The 16,794-nt window shown below is 67.8% G+C and carries 14 protein-coding genes, 1 tRNA gene and 1 pseudogene; 9 read left to right on the forward strand and 7 right to left on the reverse strand.

The features are described 5' to 3' along the window. The first annotated feature begins 23 nt into the window (after positions 1–23). The 4 genes from LRS08_RS18295 to LRS08_RS18310 are packed head-to-tail and all read left to right on the forward strand — an operon-like array spanning position 24 to position 3,059. The gene (locus LRS08_RS18295; RefSeq protein WP_257845836.1) at positions 24–1,076 is read left to right on the forward strand and encodes a penicillin-binding protein activator; all 1,053 of its coding nucleotides are present in this window, start codon (positions 24–26) and stop codon (positions 1,074–1,076) included. Beyond that, on the forward strand, positions 1,073–1,690 hold the full coding sequence (locus tag LRS08_RS18300) for a type II secretion system protein GspJ (RefSeq protein ID WP_260481095.1): 618 nt from the start codon (positions 1,073–1,075) through the stop codon (positions 1,688–1,690). The genes LRS08_RS18295 and LRS08_RS18300 overlap by 4 nt, the downstream gene beginning before the upstream one ends. Continuing rightward, on the forward strand, positions 1,687–2,562 hold the full coding sequence (locus tag LRS08_RS18305; protein ID WP_257845833.1) for a general secretion pathway protein GspK: 876 nt from the start codon (positions 1,687–1,689) through the stop codon (positions 2,560–2,562). The genes LRS08_RS18300 and LRS08_RS18305 overlap by 4 nt, the downstream gene beginning before the upstream one ends. Before the next feature lie 47 nt (positions 2,563–2,609). Then, positions 2,610–3,059, forward strand: coding sequence for a MerC domain-containing protein (locus LRS08_RS18310; protein ID WP_260481096.1), 450 nt, complete (start codon positions 2,610–2,612; stop codon positions 3,057–3,059). Here LRS08_RS18310 and hutU read toward each other — a convergent pair. Genes hutU through hutI form a run of 4 tightly spaced genes read right to left on the reverse strand, consistent with a single transcriptional unit; the run spans position 3,054 to position 8,183 of the window. Next, positions 3,054–4,712, reverse strand: coding sequence for a urocanate hydratase (hutU, locus tag LRS08_RS18315; protein ID WP_260481097.1), 1,659 nt, complete (start codon positions 4,710–4,712; stop codon positions 3,054–3,056). The two genes, LRS08_RS18310 and hutU, sit on opposite strands and share 6 nt — an antisense overlap. Beyond that, complete coding sequence (gene hutG, locus LRS08_RS18320) at positions 4,709–5,509, reverse strand: N-formylglutamate deformylase (protein WP_257845831.1); 801 nt, start codon at positions 5,507–5,509, stop codon at positions 4,709–4,711. The genes hutU and hutG overlap by 4 nt, the downstream gene beginning before the upstream one ends. Next, positions 5,506–6,999 carry a histidine ammonia-lyase gene (gene hutH, locus LRS08_RS18325; protein WP_409456264.1) on the reverse strand — a complete coding sequence of 498 codons (1,494 nt, stop codon included), beginning with the start codon at positions 6,997–6,999 and terminating at the stop codon, positions 5,506–5,508. The genes hutG and hutH overlap by 4 nt, the downstream gene beginning before the upstream one ends. Continuing rightward, positions 6,996–8,183, reverse strand: a complete 1,188-nt coding sequence (gene hutI, locus LRS08_RS18330; protein ID WP_260481701.1) for an imidazolonepropionase — start codon at positions 8,181–8,183, stop codon at positions 6,996–6,998. The genes hutH and hutI overlap by 4 nt, the downstream gene beginning before the upstream one ends. A gap of 28 nt (positions 8,184–8,211) precedes the next feature. On the opposite strand from hutI, the gene LRS08_RS18335 reads away from it, so the two are divergent. The 4 genes and pseudogenes from LRS08_RS18335 to LRS08_RS18350 all read left to right on the forward strand — a co-directional run bounded on the left by LRS08_RS18335 (position 8,212) and on the right by LRS08_RS18350 (position 11,913). Then, complete coding sequence (locus LRS08_RS18335; protein WP_260481098.1) at positions 8,212–9,573, forward strand: formimidoylglutamate deiminase; 1,362 nt, start codon at positions 8,212–8,214, stop codon at positions 9,571–9,573. After that, positions 9,570–10,265 (forward strand): UTRA domain-containing protein, encoded by a 696-nt coding sequence (locus tag LRS08_RS18340; protein ID WP_257845829.1) that lies wholly within the window; start codon positions 9,570–9,572, stop codon positions 10,263–10,265. Before LRS08_RS18335 ends, LRS08_RS18340 begins: the two co-directional genes overlap by 4 nt. A gap of 20 nt (positions 10,266–10,285) precedes the next feature. Continuing rightward, a complete protein-coding gene (locus LRS08_RS18345; protein WP_257845828.1) occupies positions 10,286–10,552 on the forward strand; it encodes a DUF6356 family protein in 267 nt (88 codons plus the stop codon). Between the two features lie 10 nt (positions 10,553–10,562). Beyond that, positions 10,563–11,913 (forward strand): annotated as a pseudogene (locus tag LRS08_RS18350) (FAD/NAD(P)-binding protein). Here LRS08_RS18350 and LRS08_RS18355 read toward each other — a convergent pair. The 3 genes from LRS08_RS18355 to LRS08_RS18365 form a co-directional block, all read right to left on the reverse strand. Continuing rightward, the gene (locus LRS08_RS18355; protein WP_260481099.1) at positions 11,914–12,495 is read right to left on the reverse strand and encodes an alpha/beta hydrolase; all 582 of its coding nucleotides are present in this window, start codon (positions 12,493–12,495) and stop codon (positions 11,914–11,916) included. Between the two features lie 127 nt (positions 12,496–12,622). Then, positions 12,623–12,699, reverse strand: a tRNA-Pro gene (locus LRS08_RS18360). Between the two features lie 109 nt (positions 12,700–12,808). After that, positions 12,809–14,107, reverse strand: coding sequence for an FAD-dependent oxidoreductase (locus LRS08_RS18365; RefSeq protein WP_257845825.1), 1,299 nt, complete (start codon positions 14,105–14,107; stop codon positions 12,809–12,811). A gap of 122 nt (positions 14,108–14,229) precedes the next feature. On the opposite strand from LRS08_RS18365, the gene LRS08_RS18370 reads away from it, so the two are divergent. After that, complete coding sequence (locus LRS08_RS18370; protein WP_257845824.1) at positions 14,230–16,794, forward strand: glycoside hydrolase family 2 protein; 2,565 nt, start codon at positions 14,230–14,232, stop codon at positions 16,792–16,794.

The raw sequence follows: 16,794 nt of genomic DNA on the forward strand, positions 1-16,794 counted from the left end.
AGCCGACCAGGATGCCCGTGACAATGCCGCCGATTCGACGCCGTGCGCTACTGACCGCTCTGGGATCGGGGCTGATAGTGCCGTCGGCATTGGTCGCTGGTCCCTCTGTCTTCGCGGCCGACAAGGTCAAGCGTGACAAGCGGCCGGTGGCGTTGCTGCTGCCCCTGTCGGGGCCGCGTGCCGCGCTGGGCCATAGCATGCGTCAGGCAGTGTTGCTCGCTGATTCTGGGCCGGAAATCACCGCTTATGATACCGGCGGGACGCCCGAGGGTGCGGCGCTGGCGGCGCGCAATGCGCTCAAAGCCAAGGCTGCAATGATCCTGGGGCCGGTGACTGCCGAGGAGCTCAACGCGGTGACGACGGAGGTGGCGCGGCGGGTGCCGGTGATCGCCTTTACCAATAACGCGGTCGCGCGCGGGCCAGGCAGTTTCGTGTTCGGGATCACCCCGGCCCAGGTGACCAGCGCGGTGCTGCGCTATGCCCGATCGCGCGGGGTGCGCAGTGTCGTGGTGGTCGATGACGGATCGCCGTGGAGCGTTGCGGCGGCGCTGGCGGCGGGGAAGATGCAGAGCGAGGTCGGGCTGGACGTGCGGTCGCTGACTGTGGTCGAGGGACAGCCTTTGCCGGCCGCAGGCGATGCGCCCGATGCGGTGTTGCTGCCGGGGAGCGGCGAAGCGGTGCTGGCGGCGGCGCGCAACCTGAAAGGGACCGGCGTGCAGCTGCTCGGCACGGTGCAGGCGCTCGACCACCGGCCTTCTGCGCTCGAGGCACTGGACGGTGCGTGGATCGCCAGCCCCGATCCGGCGGCGTTCGGACGCTTTGCGGGCGAATACCGATCGCGTCATGGCGATACGCCGGGGGCGCTGGCGGCGCTCGCCTTTGACGCGGGCGGGGTGGTCAAGACGTTACGCGACAAGGGGTCGCTGGACGAGGCGGCGCTGCTGGCGGAGACGAACTACACCTGCGTGACTGGCAATGCGCGGTTCCGGAGTGATGGCAGCGTGGCGCGCGAGCTGGCGATCCTGGTCGCCGGGGCACAGGGCTATGCACCGGTGGCGGTGAGCCTGGGGGCGTGAACGCGCCTATGCCGTCGCCCCGGCGGAGGCCGGGGCCGCTAGAGGCATCGCAGGACGACCCATCGGGCGGCCCCGGCCTGCGCCGGGGCGACGATGGGTTTACGTTGCTCGAACTCATCATCTCGCTGGGGTTGTTCGCGCTGATCGCGGTGGCGGGGCTGACGTTGCTCAACAGCGTGATGACGACGCAGGAGCGGACCGAAGGGCGGCTCGACCGGACGGCGGCGATCCAGCGGACGATGTTCGTGCTGCAGAGCGACCTCGATCAGATTACGCGCGGCGCGGTGAGCGGTGGGGGGAGCAATGTCGCCTTTACGCGTGTCGCTGCGGGAATGGGCGGGCCGCCGGTGCCGCTGCGCTATGCCGCGACCGGGGGCGCCTTGGTCCGTGCCGCGCCGCAGCCGCAGCTGTTGCTGACGGGGGTGAGCGGCGTGCGCTGGCGCTTTCTCGACGGACAACGCTGGGTCGATCGCTGGCCGCCGAATGCGGAGCGCAAGGACGAGTGGCCGCGCGCGGTGCAGGTCGAGATGCAGCTGGCGGGTGAGCGCGGGCCGCAGGGGACGCTGCGTCGCGTGGTGGCGCTGCCGGTCCGGCCGCAGGATGAACCGCAATGACCCGGCGCGACGACGAGCAGGGCATGATCCTGGTCAATGTGCTGATGTTCGTCGCTATCGCCAGCGGGCTGGTGCTGCTGATGATCGGACGCGAGGAGCTGGCGCTCGACCGGGCGCTGCGCAGTCGCGAGGCGGCGCGGGCGGCGGCGATCGTGCGCGGGGGCGAGCTGTCGGCGCTTGCCGCGCTCCAGCGCGATGCGCTGGCCGCGCCGCAAGTGGACCATGCGGGCGAGGAGTGGGCGTCGATCGGGGCCAATGGCGCGACGATCGACGGGGGCACGTTCGATTTGGCGGTCAGCGATGCCGAGGGGCGGTTCAACGTCAACATGCTGCGCAGCGGTGACGCGGTCCCGGTGATCCTGTTCCAGAAGCTCGCGCGGATCGCCGGGCTGGACGAGCAGCATACGGTTGAGGCGATCGCCTATATCCGAACGCAAGGGCCGGTCAGCGATGTGCGGCCGATCCGGCTGATCCCCGGCGCGGACCCGGCGGCGATTGCGCGGCTGGAGCGGATGGTGACGGCGCTGCCCGGCAAGACCACGATCAACCTGAATGCCGCGGATCAGGAGCTGCTGGCGTTCCTGATCGGCGATCCGGTCGCGGCCGAGCGGATCGTCGCGATCCGCAAGCGCAACGGGCAGATCACGTTGCGCGACCTGTCCGATCTCAAGGTCAGCCAGCCGCCGGGGACGGCGTTCAGCTCCAACACCTATTGGACGCGGGTGCGCGCGAAGATTGGCGATACGACTCAGCAGGGGGCAACGCTGATCCAGCGGCGGCGGACGCCTGAGGGCAAGGTTGAGACTGTGCCGGTGGCACGCTGGCGCAACGCGGCGGTGCCGCCCGAGGCTCCAGCGCTCGCGGGCGGTTGAAATTTATGTGATAAAGTATCATTTGCCCGCGAGCGAAGGAGTTTGCGATGCGGGCAATGGTGGCGAAATGGTTTGACGGACTGGCGGTTGGCGCTTCGGCGCTGTGCCTGATCCATTGCCTGGGGCTGCCGTTGCTGATCGCCGCCTTGCCCGCGCTGGCGGGGCGGCTCGATCTGGGCGAGGGGTTTCACCTTGGCGTGCTGGCGTTTGCATTGCCGGTCAGCGCGGTCGCGCTGGTCGACGGATGGCGGCGGCATCGCGGGCTGACGCCGTTGTTCGTCGGGGCCGCCGGTCTGGCGCTGTTGGCGGCGGGGCTGGCGTTCGAGGAGTGGGTTGCGGTCGAAACGGGTGTGACGGTGGCGGGGAGTTTGTTGCTGGCCGGGGCGCATGTGGCGAACTGGCGGGGGGCGGGGTTTGGTCGCCCCCTCGGCACCTCGGTCTCGGTGAGACTTCGCGGCCCCACCCCAACCCCTCCCCTGAAGGGGAGGGGCTTATAGGATCCCCGGCAGGTCTAGTCCCATCTCCCCGGCGCAGGTCTTGGCGATTTCATAGCCCGCGTCGGCGTGGCGCATCACGCCGGTTGCCGGGTCGTTCCATAGCACGCGCTCGAGCCGTTTCGCCGCTTCAGGGGTGCCGTCGGCGACGATGACCATGCCGCTATGCTGCGAATAGCCCATGCCGACGCCGCCGCCATGGTGGAGGGAGACCCAGGTTGCGCCGCTGGCGGTGTTGAGCAGGGCGTTGAGCAGGGGCCAGTCGGATACCGCATCGCTCCCGTCCATCATCGCTTCGGTCTCGCGATTGGGGCTGGCGACCGATCCGCTGTCGAGATGGTCGCGACCGATGACGATGGGGGCTTCGAGTTCGCCGCTCGCGACCATCTCGTTGAATGCCAGTGCAAGGCGATGGCGGTCGCCTAAGCCCACCCAGCAGATGCGCGCGGGCAGCCCCTGGAACGCGATGCGCTCGCGCGCCATGTCGAGCCAGTTGTGGAGGTGGTGGTTGCCGGGGAGTAGTTCCTTCACCTTCTGATCGGTCTTCCAGATATCCTCCGGGTTGCCGGACAGCGCCGCCCAGCGGAACGGGCCGATACCGCGGCAGAACAGCGGGCGGATATAGGCGGGGACGAAGCCGGGGAAGGCGAAGGCGTCGGCGACGCCCGCGTCCTTCGCGACCTGACGGATATTGTTGCCATAGTCGAAGGTGGGCACGCCCATTTCCTCGAACGCGAGCATTGCGCGGACATGGGTGGCCATCGAGGCGCGGGCGGCGGCTTCGACCTCGTGCGGGGCGGTTTCGCGCTTGGCAAACCACTGGTCGAGCGTCCAGCCGGCGGGAAGGTAGCCGTTGATCGGATCATGTGCGCTGGTCTGGTCGGTGACCATGTCGGGGCGAATCCCGCGCTTGACCAGTTCGGGGAGCACTTCGGCGGCGTTGCCGAGCAGGCCGACCGAGATGGGTGTGTCCGATGTGTGAATGATTTCAAGCGCTTCGTCGATGCTGTTTGCAGAGCGATCGAGGTAGCGGGTGCGCAGGCGCATCTCGATGCGGCTCGGCTGGCATTCGATCGCGAGGCATGACGCGCCCGCCATCGTCGCCGCGAGCGGCTGTGCGCCGCCCATGCCGCCGAGGCCGGCGGTGAGGATCCAGCGGCCCGACAGATCGCCGCCATAATGCTGACGCCCGGCCTCGACGAAGGTTTCGTAGGTGCCCTGAACGATGCCCTGGGTGCCGATATAGATCCACGACCCCGCAGTCATCTGGCCGTACATCGCCAGCCCCTTGCGGTCGAGTTCGTGGAAATGCTCCCAGGTTGCCCAATGCGGCACGAGGTTGGAATTGGCGATCAGCACGCGCGGGGCATCGGGATGCGTGCGGAACACGCCAACCGGCTTGCCCGACTGGACGAGCAGGGTCTGATCGGCGTCGAGGCGGCGGAGCGTCTCGACGATCTTGTCATAGGCTTCCCAGTTGCGCGCCGCCCGGCCGATCCCGCCATAGACGACGAGGCTCTCGGGCGCTTCGGCAACATCCGGGTCGAGATTGTTCATCAACATGCGCAGCGCGGCTTCGGTGAGCCAGCTTTTTGCGGTGCGATCGGTGCCGGTGGGTGCCTTGATGCGGCGGCTATTGTCGGTGCGGGTGGTCATGCTTGGGCTTTCGCGAAGTCGATGGCGGCGGTGAGGATCGGGCGAAGCGTGGCGTGTGCCTGCGCGGCGTGGATGCCATCCCAGCGTGGCGGCCAGTTGGCGGCGGGCACTTCCTCGACATAGGTGCGCATCGCCAACTCCATCTGGATGGCGTGGACGCCCTTGTCGGGTTCGCCGTAATGGCGGGTGGTCCAGCCGCCCTTGAAGCGGCCGTCGACGACATGGCTGCGTTGCTGATCGGTACAGATCGCGGCGATGGCGGCGGCGAGTTCGGGGGCGCAGGCCGCGCCGCTGTTGGTGCCGATGTTGAATTCGGGCAGGCGTCCGTCGAACAGTTTGGGCACCACGCTGCGGATCGAATGCGCTTCGTAGAGAACGATGGTTGGGTGAAGCGCGCGGAGGCGGTCGATCTCGGCGCGCAGTAAAGCGTGATAGGGGTCGAAATAGGCGCTGCGGCGGCGCGCGATTTCGGCGTCGTCGGGTTCCTTGCCCGGGTGGTAGAGCGGGTCACCGTCGAACGTCTCGACCGGGCAGAGGCCGGTGGTGAACTGGCCCGGATAGAGTGTCGCGCCGCTGGGATCGCGGTTGACGTCGATCACGGTGCGCGAGGTGGTGGTGCGCACGATCGTCGCGCCGAGCTTGAACGCAAAGGCGTAGAGCTGGTCGACATACAGATCGGCGTCGTAGCGCGCGCGGTTGAGCGAGACGAGCGACGGGGCGATGTCGGCGGGGATTTCGAGGCCCGCATGCGGGATGCTGACGATCAGCGGGCCTTCGCCCCGGACGGTGACGATCATCCCGTAACTCCCGGCAGATCCGCGCCCAGCGCGCCGCTGGTGACCAGCGCCGTCGCCAGCGCCATGTCGGGGGCGAAGTGGCGGTCGTCCTCCAGATGCGGCACCTGATCGCGGAGCAGCGCGCGGGCGGCTTCGAGCGGTTCGCTGGAGGTGAGCGGCGAATGGAAGTCGCAGCCTTGGGCCGCAGCAAGATACTCGATTCCGAGGATGTGCGAAAGGTTGGCGGTCATGTCGAGCAGGCGGCGGGCACCGTGCCCGGCCATCGAGACATGATCCTCCTGATTGGCGCTGGTCGGGATCGAATCGACGCTGGCCGGGTGAGCGCGCTGCTTGTTCTCGCTGACCAAAGCGGCGGCGGTGACCTGCGGGATCATGAAGCCCGAATTGAGCCCGGGGCGGGGGGTCAGGAAGGCGGGGAGGCCCGACAGCGCCGGATCGACCAGCATCGCGATGCGGCGTTCGGCGAGGCTGCCGATCTCGCAGATCGCCAAAGCGAGCATGTCGGCGGCGAAGGCGACCGGTTCGGCGTGGAAATTGCCGCCCGACAGTGCTTCTCCGGTGTCGGAAAAGATAAGGGGGTTGTCAGTAACGCCATTCGCCTCGATCGCCAGTGTTGCGGCAGCCTGACGGATCAGGTCGAGACATGCGCCCATCACCTGGGGCTGACATCGCAGGCAATAGGGGTCCTGCACGCGCTCATCGCCCTCGCGGTGTGAGGCGCGGATCGCGGAACCTTCCATCAGCCCGGCGAGCGCCTGTGCGACCTCGATCTGGCCGCGATGGCCGCGCACCTGATGGATGCGGGGATCGAACGGGGTGTCGGAGCCCTTGGCCGCCTCGGTCGATAGCGCGCCGGTGACGAGCGCGGCGCGGAACAGCTTTTCGGTCTCGAACAGCGCGGCGAGGGCGTAGGCGGTGCTGAATTGCGTGCCGTTGAGCAGGGCCAGCCCTTCCTTCGGCCCGAGGGTGAGGCCGCCGAGCATGGTGCGGGCGGGGATGCGACGCGGGCCCATCTCGACCTCCCCCACGCCGATCATCGCGGCGGCGAGATGGGCGAGCGGGGCGAGGTCGCCGCTCGCGCCGACCGATCCCTGTGAGGGGATGATGGGGGTGATGCCGCGGTCGAGCATGTCCTGAAGCATCGCGATCGTCTCGGGCTTCACGCCGCTTTGCCCCTGGGCGAGGCTGGCGAGCTTGAGCGCGATCATCAGGCGCACGACGGGCGCTGGCATGGGGTCGCCGACGCCCGCCGCGTGGCTGAGCACGATGTTGCGCTGGAGCGTTTCGAGGTCTTCGTCGCCGATGCGGACGCTGGCGAGCTTACCGAAGCCGGTGTTGATGCCATAGACGGGCTCGTGGCGGGCGAGGATGGCCTGTACCGCATCGGCGCTGGCCGCAACCTTAGGGTGGCAGGACGGGTCGAGCGGGGCGGGTTCGCCGCGATAGATGGCGTTCCAGGTGCTGAGCGGGGTGTTGCCGGGCGTAATCATTGGCCTGCAAATACTCGGGAATGGAGGGGGTTCGCGCCGATGCGATAGACCAGCTCGGCGGGGTCGGAGATGTTCCAGATGGCGAGATCGCACGGGCTGCCGGGCTCGAGGACGCCAAGCTCCAGTCCAAGCGCATGGGCCGCGTTGATCGTGACGCCGCGCAGGCATTCCTCGACCGTGAGGCGGAAAAGGGTCGCGCCCATGTTCATAGCCAGCAGGATCGACGCCATCGGGGAGGTGCCGGGGTTGCAGTCGGTGGCTAGAGCGATCGGCACGCCGGCGTCGCGAAGTGTCTGAACCGGCGGGCGGCGTTCCTCGCGGGTGAAGTAGAAGGCTCCGGGGAGCAAGGTGGCGATGGTCCCTGAACGCTTCATCGCGGCGATACCGGCGTTGTCGAGATGCTCGAGATGGTCGGCCGACAGCGCGCCATGGCGGGCGGCGAGCGCAGCGCCGTTCAGGTTGGAGAGTTGTTCGGCGTGGAGCTTTACCGGGAGGCCATGGACCACGGCGGCGGCGAAGACGCGACCGGTCTGTTCCGGGGTGAAGCCGATGCCCTCGCAAAAGGCGTCGACCGCGTCGGCAAGGCCGACGGTGGCGGGGATGATCTCGCGGCACACCAGATCGACATAGCCATCGGCGTCGCCGCGATATTCGGGCGGCACGGCGTGGGCGGCGAGCAGGGTTGTGCGGACGCGGATGTTGCGCACGTCACCGAGGCGGCGGGCGGCGCGGAGCATTTTGAGTTCGTCGTTCAGGGTCAGGCCGTAGCCGGACTTGATCTCGACCGTGGTGACGCCCTCTGCGATCAGCTGGTCTAGCCGGGGTAGGGCGGTGGCGATCAGTTCGTCCTCGCTCGCCGCGCGGGTCGCGGTGACGGTGGAGAGGATGCCGCCGCCGGCGCGGGCGATCTCTTCATAGGTCGCGCCCTCCAGCCGTGCCTCGAACTCCTTGGCGCGGTTGCCGGCATGGACGAGATGGGTGTGGCAATCGATCAGTCCGGGGGTGATCCAGCGGCCGTCGCAGTCGATGATCTCGGCGGCGTCGGGAGCTTCGGCACCGGGGCCGACATAGCTGATCGTATCGCCGGTTGCTGCGACCGCACCATGCTCGACAACGCCCAGCCCGCCGCCGGTCATCGTCGCGAGACGGGCGTTGCGCCAGAGTTTGTCTGCGGGAGTCGCCATGCGTTTAGTGTTGGACAGTGCGGTCATTATGTCTAGACATATTCGCATGGCGCTTTGGTTCGAAACTGCGTTGCTGGATCATGGCTGGACCGATCGGGTCCGGTTGACGCTGGCGGGCGGGCGGATTGAGCGGGTTGAGGTCGGGGTCGATCCTGAGCGCGGTGACGAGCGGCACTTCGCGGCGTTGCCGGGGCTGCCGAACCTGCACAGCCACGCATTCCAGCGCGCGATGGCGGGGCTGGCCGAGGTCCGCGGGGCGTCGAACGACGACTTCTGGTCGTGGCGGGAGTTGATGTACCGCTTCGTGGCGCGGATCGGGCCGGAGCAGTGCGAGGCGATTGCGGCGCTGGCCTATGCCGAGATGCTGGAGAGCGGCTTCACCCGGGTCGGCGAGTTCCATTACCTGCATCACGCCCCGGATGGGTCCCGCTATGCCGATGTCGCCGAGATGAGCGGGCGGATCGCGGCGGCGGCGGAGATCGCCGGGATCGGCCTGACTCTGCTACCGGTGTTCTATGCGCATGGCGGGTTTGGCGGACAGCCACCGGGCGCGGCGCAGGCGCGGTTTATCAATGATGTCGACGGCTTTGCCGATCTGGTCGACCGCGCTGGAGCGAAGCTGTCGCATGACGGGGTGATCGGAATCGCGCCGCACAGCCTGCGCGCGGTGACGCCCGACGAGCTGGGTGCGCTGCTGCCGATTGCCGATGGCGGGCCGGTGCATATCCATATCGCCGAGCAGGTGAAGGAAGTGGACGACTGCATTGCGTGGAGCGGGCGGCGGCCGGTACGCTGGTTGCTCGACGCGGCACCGGTCGATGCGCGCTGGACGCTGGTGCATGCCACGCATGTCGATCCGGGCGAGGTCGCCGAGCTCGCGGCGCGCCGGGCGGTGGCGGGGCTGTGTCCGATTACCGAGGCCAATCTGGGCGACGGGCTGTTTCCTGCGGGCGCATTTCTCGATAGCGGCGGGGTGATCGGCGTGGGGAGTGATTCCAACGTCCGGATCGATGCGGCGGAGGAGTTGCGGTTGCTCGAATATGGCCAGCGGCTGACCCTGCGCGGACGCAATCAGCTGGCGAGCGATGTGCAGCCATCGACCGGGGCGCGGTTGTTCGACGTCGCCGTGGCGGGGGGTGGGCAGTCGCTGGGTGTCGAGACGGGCCTTGCCGCAGGACGCCCGGCCGACATCGTATCGCTCGATCGCAATGACCCGGCGTTCGAAGGGCGCAGCGGCGACGCGCTGATCGACAGCTGGATCTTCGCCAGTCGCCGCCCGATCGACAGCGTGTGGCGCGGGGGCGTCAAGCAGGTCGAGGGTGGACGGCACCGGCATCGCGATGCGATCGAGGCGCGTTACCGCGTGGCGCTCCGGGAATTGCTCGCATGAGCGTCGAGGCGCGCATCCGCAGCGAGATCGAGGCACGCATCCGATCGGGCGAATGGACTCCCGGAACGCGGGTGCCGACCGAATATGAGCTGATGGAGGCGTATCGCTGCGCCCGCGCCACCGCAAACAAGGCGCTGAGCCGCCTCGCGCGCGAGGGGCTGATCGAGCGCAAGCGGCGCGCGGGAAGCTTTGTCGCGCCGCCCGCGATCCGCACGCCGGTGGTAGGCGTGCCCGACATCGCCGCGCTGATCGCCGATCGGGGTGAGGCGTATCGCTGGGAGCTGCTGACGGTGAATTTGCACCGCCGCGCGCCGGCGGGCTTCCCGGTACGCGGGTCGGGCAGCGGCTGGCTCGTGCTGACCGGGGTGCATCATGCGGGCCGCGCGCCGTTCGGGTGGGAGGAGCGCTGGCTGGACCTTGCCGCCGCGCCGGGGGCGGCCGAGGCGGATTTTTCGGCGACCGCGCCGGGCAGTTGGTTGCTCGCCAACATCCCGTGGACCGATGCGCGGCACCGGATCGCGGCGGTCGGGGCGAGTGCCGAGGCGGCAGGGCGGCTCAAGCTCAAGGAAGGCGCACCCTGCCTTCAGGTCGAGCGCTGGACGTGGCGCGGCAAGGCACCTGTCACATTTGCGCGCCAGATCTTTCCGGGCGAGCATTATCAGCTGGTCGAGGATTTCACGCCGCGCGGGTAGCGGCATGCACGGAGACGAAGATGTTCAACCGCCTGTTCCTGAGCCACCCACGCGACGTCGGCGAAAGCTATGGCGAGCATTTCGCGACCGCAGCGGGGTTTGGCGTGCGGATGGTCGTGGGTGGCGTCGCGTGCATCATCCACGCGCTGATCCCGGCGCTGTTCGTGCGCACCGCGAGCGACACGGTGAAGTCGCTCTATGCGACGATGAAGGCGCGGCAACCGGCTTTCGCCAAGGAACGACCGGCGTTCGAAGCGCCCGAATGGCAACTGGATTACGAGATCTAGCGGCGTGCGGATCGAGCATGTCGCGATCGTCGGCGCAGGCTTTTCGGGGACGCTGCAGGCGATCAACCTGTTGCGGCACAAGGGGCCGCGCGCGACGCTGATCGAGCGGGCGGCGACGCCGGGGCTGGGGCTGGCCTATGGCGCGGCGCATCCCAGCCATGTGCTCAACGTGCGCGCGGGGAATATGAGCGCGTTTCCTGACCAGCCGGGGCATTTTGCCGACTGGCTGGCGGCGCGCGGGGTTACGGATGCGGGCAATGCGTTTGCGGCGCGGGTGACCTATGGAGAATACCTGCGCGAGCTGCTCGACGCGGCGGTTGCCACCAGCGGGGACAGGCTGAGCGTTGTGCGGGGCGAGGTGACTGCCTTGGATCAGCCGGCTGATGGCGTTGCGCTGGCGATGGCGGACGGAAGCGTGATCGCGGCGGACGCGGCGGTGCTGGCGGTTGGCAATCTGCCGCCACACGACCCGCCAGGGCTCGACCCCGCGGCGTTGCCGGAAGATCTCTACAAGGGCGATCCCTGGGCGGGAGATATCGCCGACGGGCTGAGCGATTCCGACACGGTGCTGGTGATTGGTACCGGGCTGACGATGGTAGATGTCGCGCTGATGCTGGAGGCCCGCGGCTTTGGCGGGCAGAATCGTCGCGCTGTCGCGGCGCGGCCTGCTGCCCCGGCGGCATGAGAGCGGCGCGGCATGGGACAAGATCGACGAGCGGCCCGCGACGGTCGCCTCGGCGTTGGTGCGTCGTGTGCGGGCGCGGGCTGCGGAGATCGGATGGCGCAATGCGGTGGACGAACTGCGCCCGTTCACTCAGCCGATGTGGGCCAATGCCAGCGCAGCAGAGCGCGGGCGATTCCTGCGGCATCTGCGGCCGTGGTGGGACGTGCATCGCCACAGGCTCGCGCCGCAGGTTGCCGACCGGCTAGTAGCGATGGAGGCACGTGGGCAACTGCGGGTGGTGGCCGGGAAGACGTTAGGCTTTGACCCGGTCGATGGTGGGGTGACGGTGAACTGGCGACCGCGCGGTCAAGGGAATGCAGAGGTGATGCAGGTCCGTCGCGTAGTCAATTGCACCGGGCCGCTCGGCGATCTGGGGCGTACTATCGATCCCCTGCTCGTCGCACTGCGGGAGTGCGGAGCGATCCGCCCGGACGCCGCGCATCTTGGCATCGACGTCAACGGTGCTGGCGAGGTGATCGGCGCGGACGGATGCGCCAATCGCCGCATCTTCGCGCTCGGCCCGATGACGCGCGGAGCGTTCTGGGAGATCGTCGCTGTACCGGACATTCGCCGCCAGACCTGGGATGTCGCGCGGCGGCTGTCCAACGCGCACTGGGTGGGCGGCGAGGGGCTCTAACTACTCCCCGCGCAGTGCCATACCGCGGTCGATATCGCGCGCGACGACGGCGGCGGTCATGCGCGACAAAAGCCGTTGTGCTGCCTGCCAAGCGCCTGGCGCACGGTGGCGGTCGGCGATCATCAGGCGGCTGCCCCAGCCGTCGATCAGATCCTGCATATCCCCGGGCGCGGCGACACGGTTCCGCGCGGTGACCACCATCGAAGGGAAGGGAAGCACGACGCCGGGAGAGGCGAACAGTGCGCCGGTTTCCCCGGTCGGTGCGACCGGATCGAACAGCAGCGCCCCCGCTACCCGATCGGCATAGTGGCGCGGCGAGAGGCGCGCCCACCACGCGGCGGCCGCACATCCGACCCCTTCGGCAACCATCAGCACCGCGCGGTCAGCGTGCAGTACGGCATCGTCGATGCGGCTGGCCCAGACATTGCGGCGCGACGCATCGCGCGCGTCGAGCGCTACGTGGTTGTCCCCATGGAGCGGCCAGCCCAGCCGGTCGCTCCACACGGGTGCCCCGGCATGGCGGTCGGCGATGGTGAGCACCGAAAATCGCGATGTGGGGGCAGCTAGGGTCAGCGCGGTCATCTGCGGAAGGTCTCCCATTCGAACGCAAAACGCTCTGGCGCGCGGCAATGTTGCATGGTGCGCGCACGAGATCGCGATAGCGGTTCTTTCCGCCAGGAAACTATTCCTACTGCTGCGATAGGTGAAATGGTCGGGGAAAGAGGATTCGAACCTCCGGCCCCTGCCTCCCGAAGGCAGTGCTCTACCAGGCTGAGCTATTCCCCGACTGAGCGGCGAAGTCCTTGTCAAAGGCCCCGGGTGGGCAGACCGCGTCGCTTGGAGGCGCGCCTATAACCGGCGCCATCTGGCCTTGCAAGCGCCCCTGCGCGCTTTTTTACCCGCCGCGCGCCTCGAGCATCCCGGCGACGCTGGTGAACTTCTCACGCGGGGAATCGGTGCGCGCCGCGGCGATCTCGGCAGCGTCGATCTTTTGCCAGTCGCGGAAGGTGACGACATCGACGTTGCGCGATGCAAGCAGCGCGTCGAGGCCAGGGCGCCCCGCCTTGCCACTGCCGCCGGGCGCGTCTTCGGCGATCTTCTCGGCGATCGCGAAGCCGTCGGGGCGGTTGGTGCCGATCGTGCCGGTCGGCCCGCGCCGCGCCCAGCCGACCGCGTATAGGCCGGGCAGGATGCGCCCCTCGTCATTGGCAAATCGACCGGCGCGATCGTCATAGGGCACGCCTTCGATCTTGGGGGTGCGGTATCCGATACACGAGACGACGAGACTGGCAGGTACCGCATAGGTTTCGCCGGTTCCGACCGCCGCGCCACGTTCGTCGAGGCGGGTGCGCTCGACGATCACCCGCTCGGCGCGGCCATCGCCCTCGATTCGGATGGGCTGCGCGAAGAAGTCGAAGATGATGTGCACCGGCTTGTCGACGCTGGCGGCGGCGAAGTTGCGCAAATGCGTCACTGACTTGCGGTGGCCGGGTTCGAGCATTGCGTCGTCGAGAAGCGGCGGAAAGTCGGCGGCATCGACCACGGGCGCGGCGCGCGCCAGCTCGGCCAGTTCACCCAGTTCCTTGGGCGTCATCGCGATCTGGTGCGGGCCGCGCCGACCGAGCAGGGTGATCGTCTCGATCCCCGAACTGGTCAGCGCGTCGAGCGCAGGAGAAACGATGTCCGATCCCGCAAACTCCGCGCGCGTCTTGGCGAGCAGGCGCGCGACGTCGAGTGCGACGTTACCGTTGCCGATCACCACCGCACCGGGGCCACCCAGCGGCGGGTTGAGTTCAGCGAAGTCGGGATGGCCGTTATACCAGCCGACGAACGCCGCCGATCCGGTCACGCCGGGCAGGTCCGCGCCGGGGATTTCGAGCGGGCGGTCGAACGGCGCGCCGGTCGCGAGGACCACGGCGTCGTACAGGCCCATCATCTCGGGGATGGTGACGTCCTTCCCGACCGTGACATTGCCGACGAAGCGGACATTGTCGGTGAGCGCGACTGCTTCATAGCGGCGCGAGACGCCCTTGATCGACTGATGGTCCGGCGCGACGCCGCTGCGGATGAGGCCGAAGGGGACGGGCAGCCGGTCGATGATGTCGACCCGGACATCCTCCCCGAACTGCTTCTGGCATGCCTCTGCGGTGTAATAGCCCGCCGGCCCCGATCCGATCACCGCGATATGCCGCATGCCCGGTCCTTATTCTGTTGTGGGTGGGAGGCTAGCGGCGAATTGCGGAAGCGCAAGCGGGCCGCGTTCGATGGCGCGCAGCAGGGCTGGTTTCGGGAATGTAACCGGTTTAGCTTCGTGCGATGCGCATCCTCTCCGCCTGCTTCGCCCTGATTGCGATCCTGCTTTCCGCCTGTGCACCGACCGCCAGGCCAGGGGAGCGGGTGCGCGTGGTGACAGCGTTGACTGAAGAATGGCGGTTCCTCGATGGCCCGGCGTCGGTTGCGCAGGCGAGCAGCCCGGAGTTCGACGACAGCGCGTGGAAGCCCGTCTCGTTGCCGCATAGCTGGAACCGGCTGGGCGAATATCGCACGACGCGCAGTCGACCTGCCGACGATCGGCAGGGCGAGGGGTGGTATCGTCTCAAGATCGATGGTGTGCGGCTTCCGCGACGCGACCGGCACGTGCTGGCGTTCGAGGGGGCGGGCAACGTCGTCGATGTGTGGGTCAATGGTGTGCATGTGGGGCGGCATGCCGGCGCATTCTCGCGCTTTCGGTTCGACATCACCGATCATCTGAAGCGCGACGGCATCAATGTGATCGCGGTGCGCGCCGACAACAGCAAGCCGGCGCCGGGCAGCGTCACCGAACATGTCGCGCCGCTGCTGGGGGATTTCTTCATTCATGGGGGACTGTACCGGCCGGTATCGCTGGTCAGCGTTGACGCGGCGCATATCGACCTGATGGATCATGGCAGCTCGGGCGTGTTCGTTCGGACGGCGTCGGTCAGTGCCGAGCGTGCCGAGCTTGAGTTGAGGATCAAGACCGACGTACCGCGCGGCACCGATATCCGCACCACCGTGACCGACCGGGACGGGCGCATGGTGACGGCAAGCCCGATCGAGAAGGTGATCGAGGGACGCAATACTCATCGCCAGTCGCTCGCCATCGCGCAACCGCGGCTATGGGACGGCCGGCGCGATCCGCACCTTTATACCGCGCGGGTCGAACTGCTGCGCGGCGGCCAGGTGGTGGACCGTGTGGACCAGCGGTTTGGCGTGCGCAGTTTCCGCGTCGATCCGGCGCAGGGTTTCTTCCTCAACGGCCGCCACATGCCGTTGCAGGGCGTGTCGCGGCATCAGGACATGCTCGATCAGGGCTGGGCGCTCAGCCGTGCCGATCACGAACGCGACATGCAGCTGATCGAGGAGCTGGGCGCGAACACCGTCCGCTTCGCCCATTATCAGCATGCGCAGGAATGGTTCGGTCTTTCGGACGAAAGCGGGATGATCGTGTGGGCGGAGATCCCGTTCGTCAACAAGGTGTCGTTCGGCGACATGCCGGCAAGTCCGGAGTTCACCGCCAACGCGCGCCAGCAGCTGATCGAGATGATCCGCCAGCATTACAACAGTCCGGCGGTGGTCACCTGGGGCATCGGCAACGAGATGGACATCGACCTGGCCTTCAATCGGCTGGGGCCAAAGGCCGATCCGCGCCCGCTGCTCGACGAACTGCATGCACTGAGCAAGGCGGAGGACCCCGATCGCCCTACCGTGCTCGCCGATTGCTGTGAAGCGACGCCGGGGGACAAGGCACCGTACCTGCCGATTTCGACCGGTCACGCCGATCTGGTCGGTTATAATCGGTACTTCGGTTGGTACTATGGCAAGCCCGCCGATCTGGGGCCGCACCTCGACGCGATGCACAAGCGACACCCCAAGGTTCCGATCTCGGTCAGCGAATATGGCGCGGGCGGGGCGACCAGCCAGCATAGCGACAATCCGGAAGGCGGCCCGATCAGTTCGGGCGGACGGCCGCATCCCGAGGACTATCAGGCCTGGTTTCACGAGCAGAGCTGGCCGCAATTGAGGGCGCGCCGCTATGTCTGGGCGAACTGGATCTGGAACATGTTCGATTTCTCGTCGCCGATCCGGCAGGAGGGGGACGCGAGCGACATCAACGACAAGGGGCTGGTGACGTTCGACCGCGCAATCCGCAAGGATGCGTTCTTCTATTACAAGGCGAACTGGTCCGACGTGCCGGTGCTGCACATAGCGCAGCGGCGCTATGTGGAGCGGGCCTATCCGGTCACCGATGTGCGGCTGTACAGCAATGCGGCCACAGCGCGGCTGATCGTGAATGGCCGCGATCTGGGCGAACGGCCATGCAAGGGTGGCATCTGTGTCTTCGCCGCAGTGACGCTGGATGCGGGGGCGAACCGGATCGAAGCGCGCGCGGGTGCCCTACGCGACAGCGTCGAATGGCGCGCGCCTGATGCCGCGGCGGGCCTGGCGATGAACGTCGGAAGTCTGACGGGCTATGTCGACGTGACTGGGCAGCGGGTGGGATCGGACAATTGGTTCATCGGCGGCGCGGCGAAGCGCCCCGGCAATGCGCTGCGCAAGACGCTTGCCGCGCGGGTCGATACACCGTCGCTCGACGGATATCGTGACGGCGCATTCCGCTATTCCATCCCCGTTCCAAACGGTCGGTGGCGCGTGACGCTGCTGCTGGGCAATCCCGACGACAAGGCATCGCGGCGCTATGGCGTCGATGTGGAGGGAAGGGCGGTGCTTCGCGACGTGAGCGAATTGCCGGCCGGCCTTACAAAGCGCGCGTTCGACGTCGATCTGCGCGATGGCGTGCTCGACCTCAACTTCACGGGTCAGGCTGCTCTGTTCGGCATTGAGGTGCGCCCGGCGAGCTGA

Source organism: Sphingomonas sp. J315 (assembly GCF_024666595.1).
In the GTDB taxonomy this organism is placed as follows: Bacteria; Pseudomonadota; Alphaproteobacteria; order Sphingomonadales; family Sphingomonadaceae; genus Sphingomonas.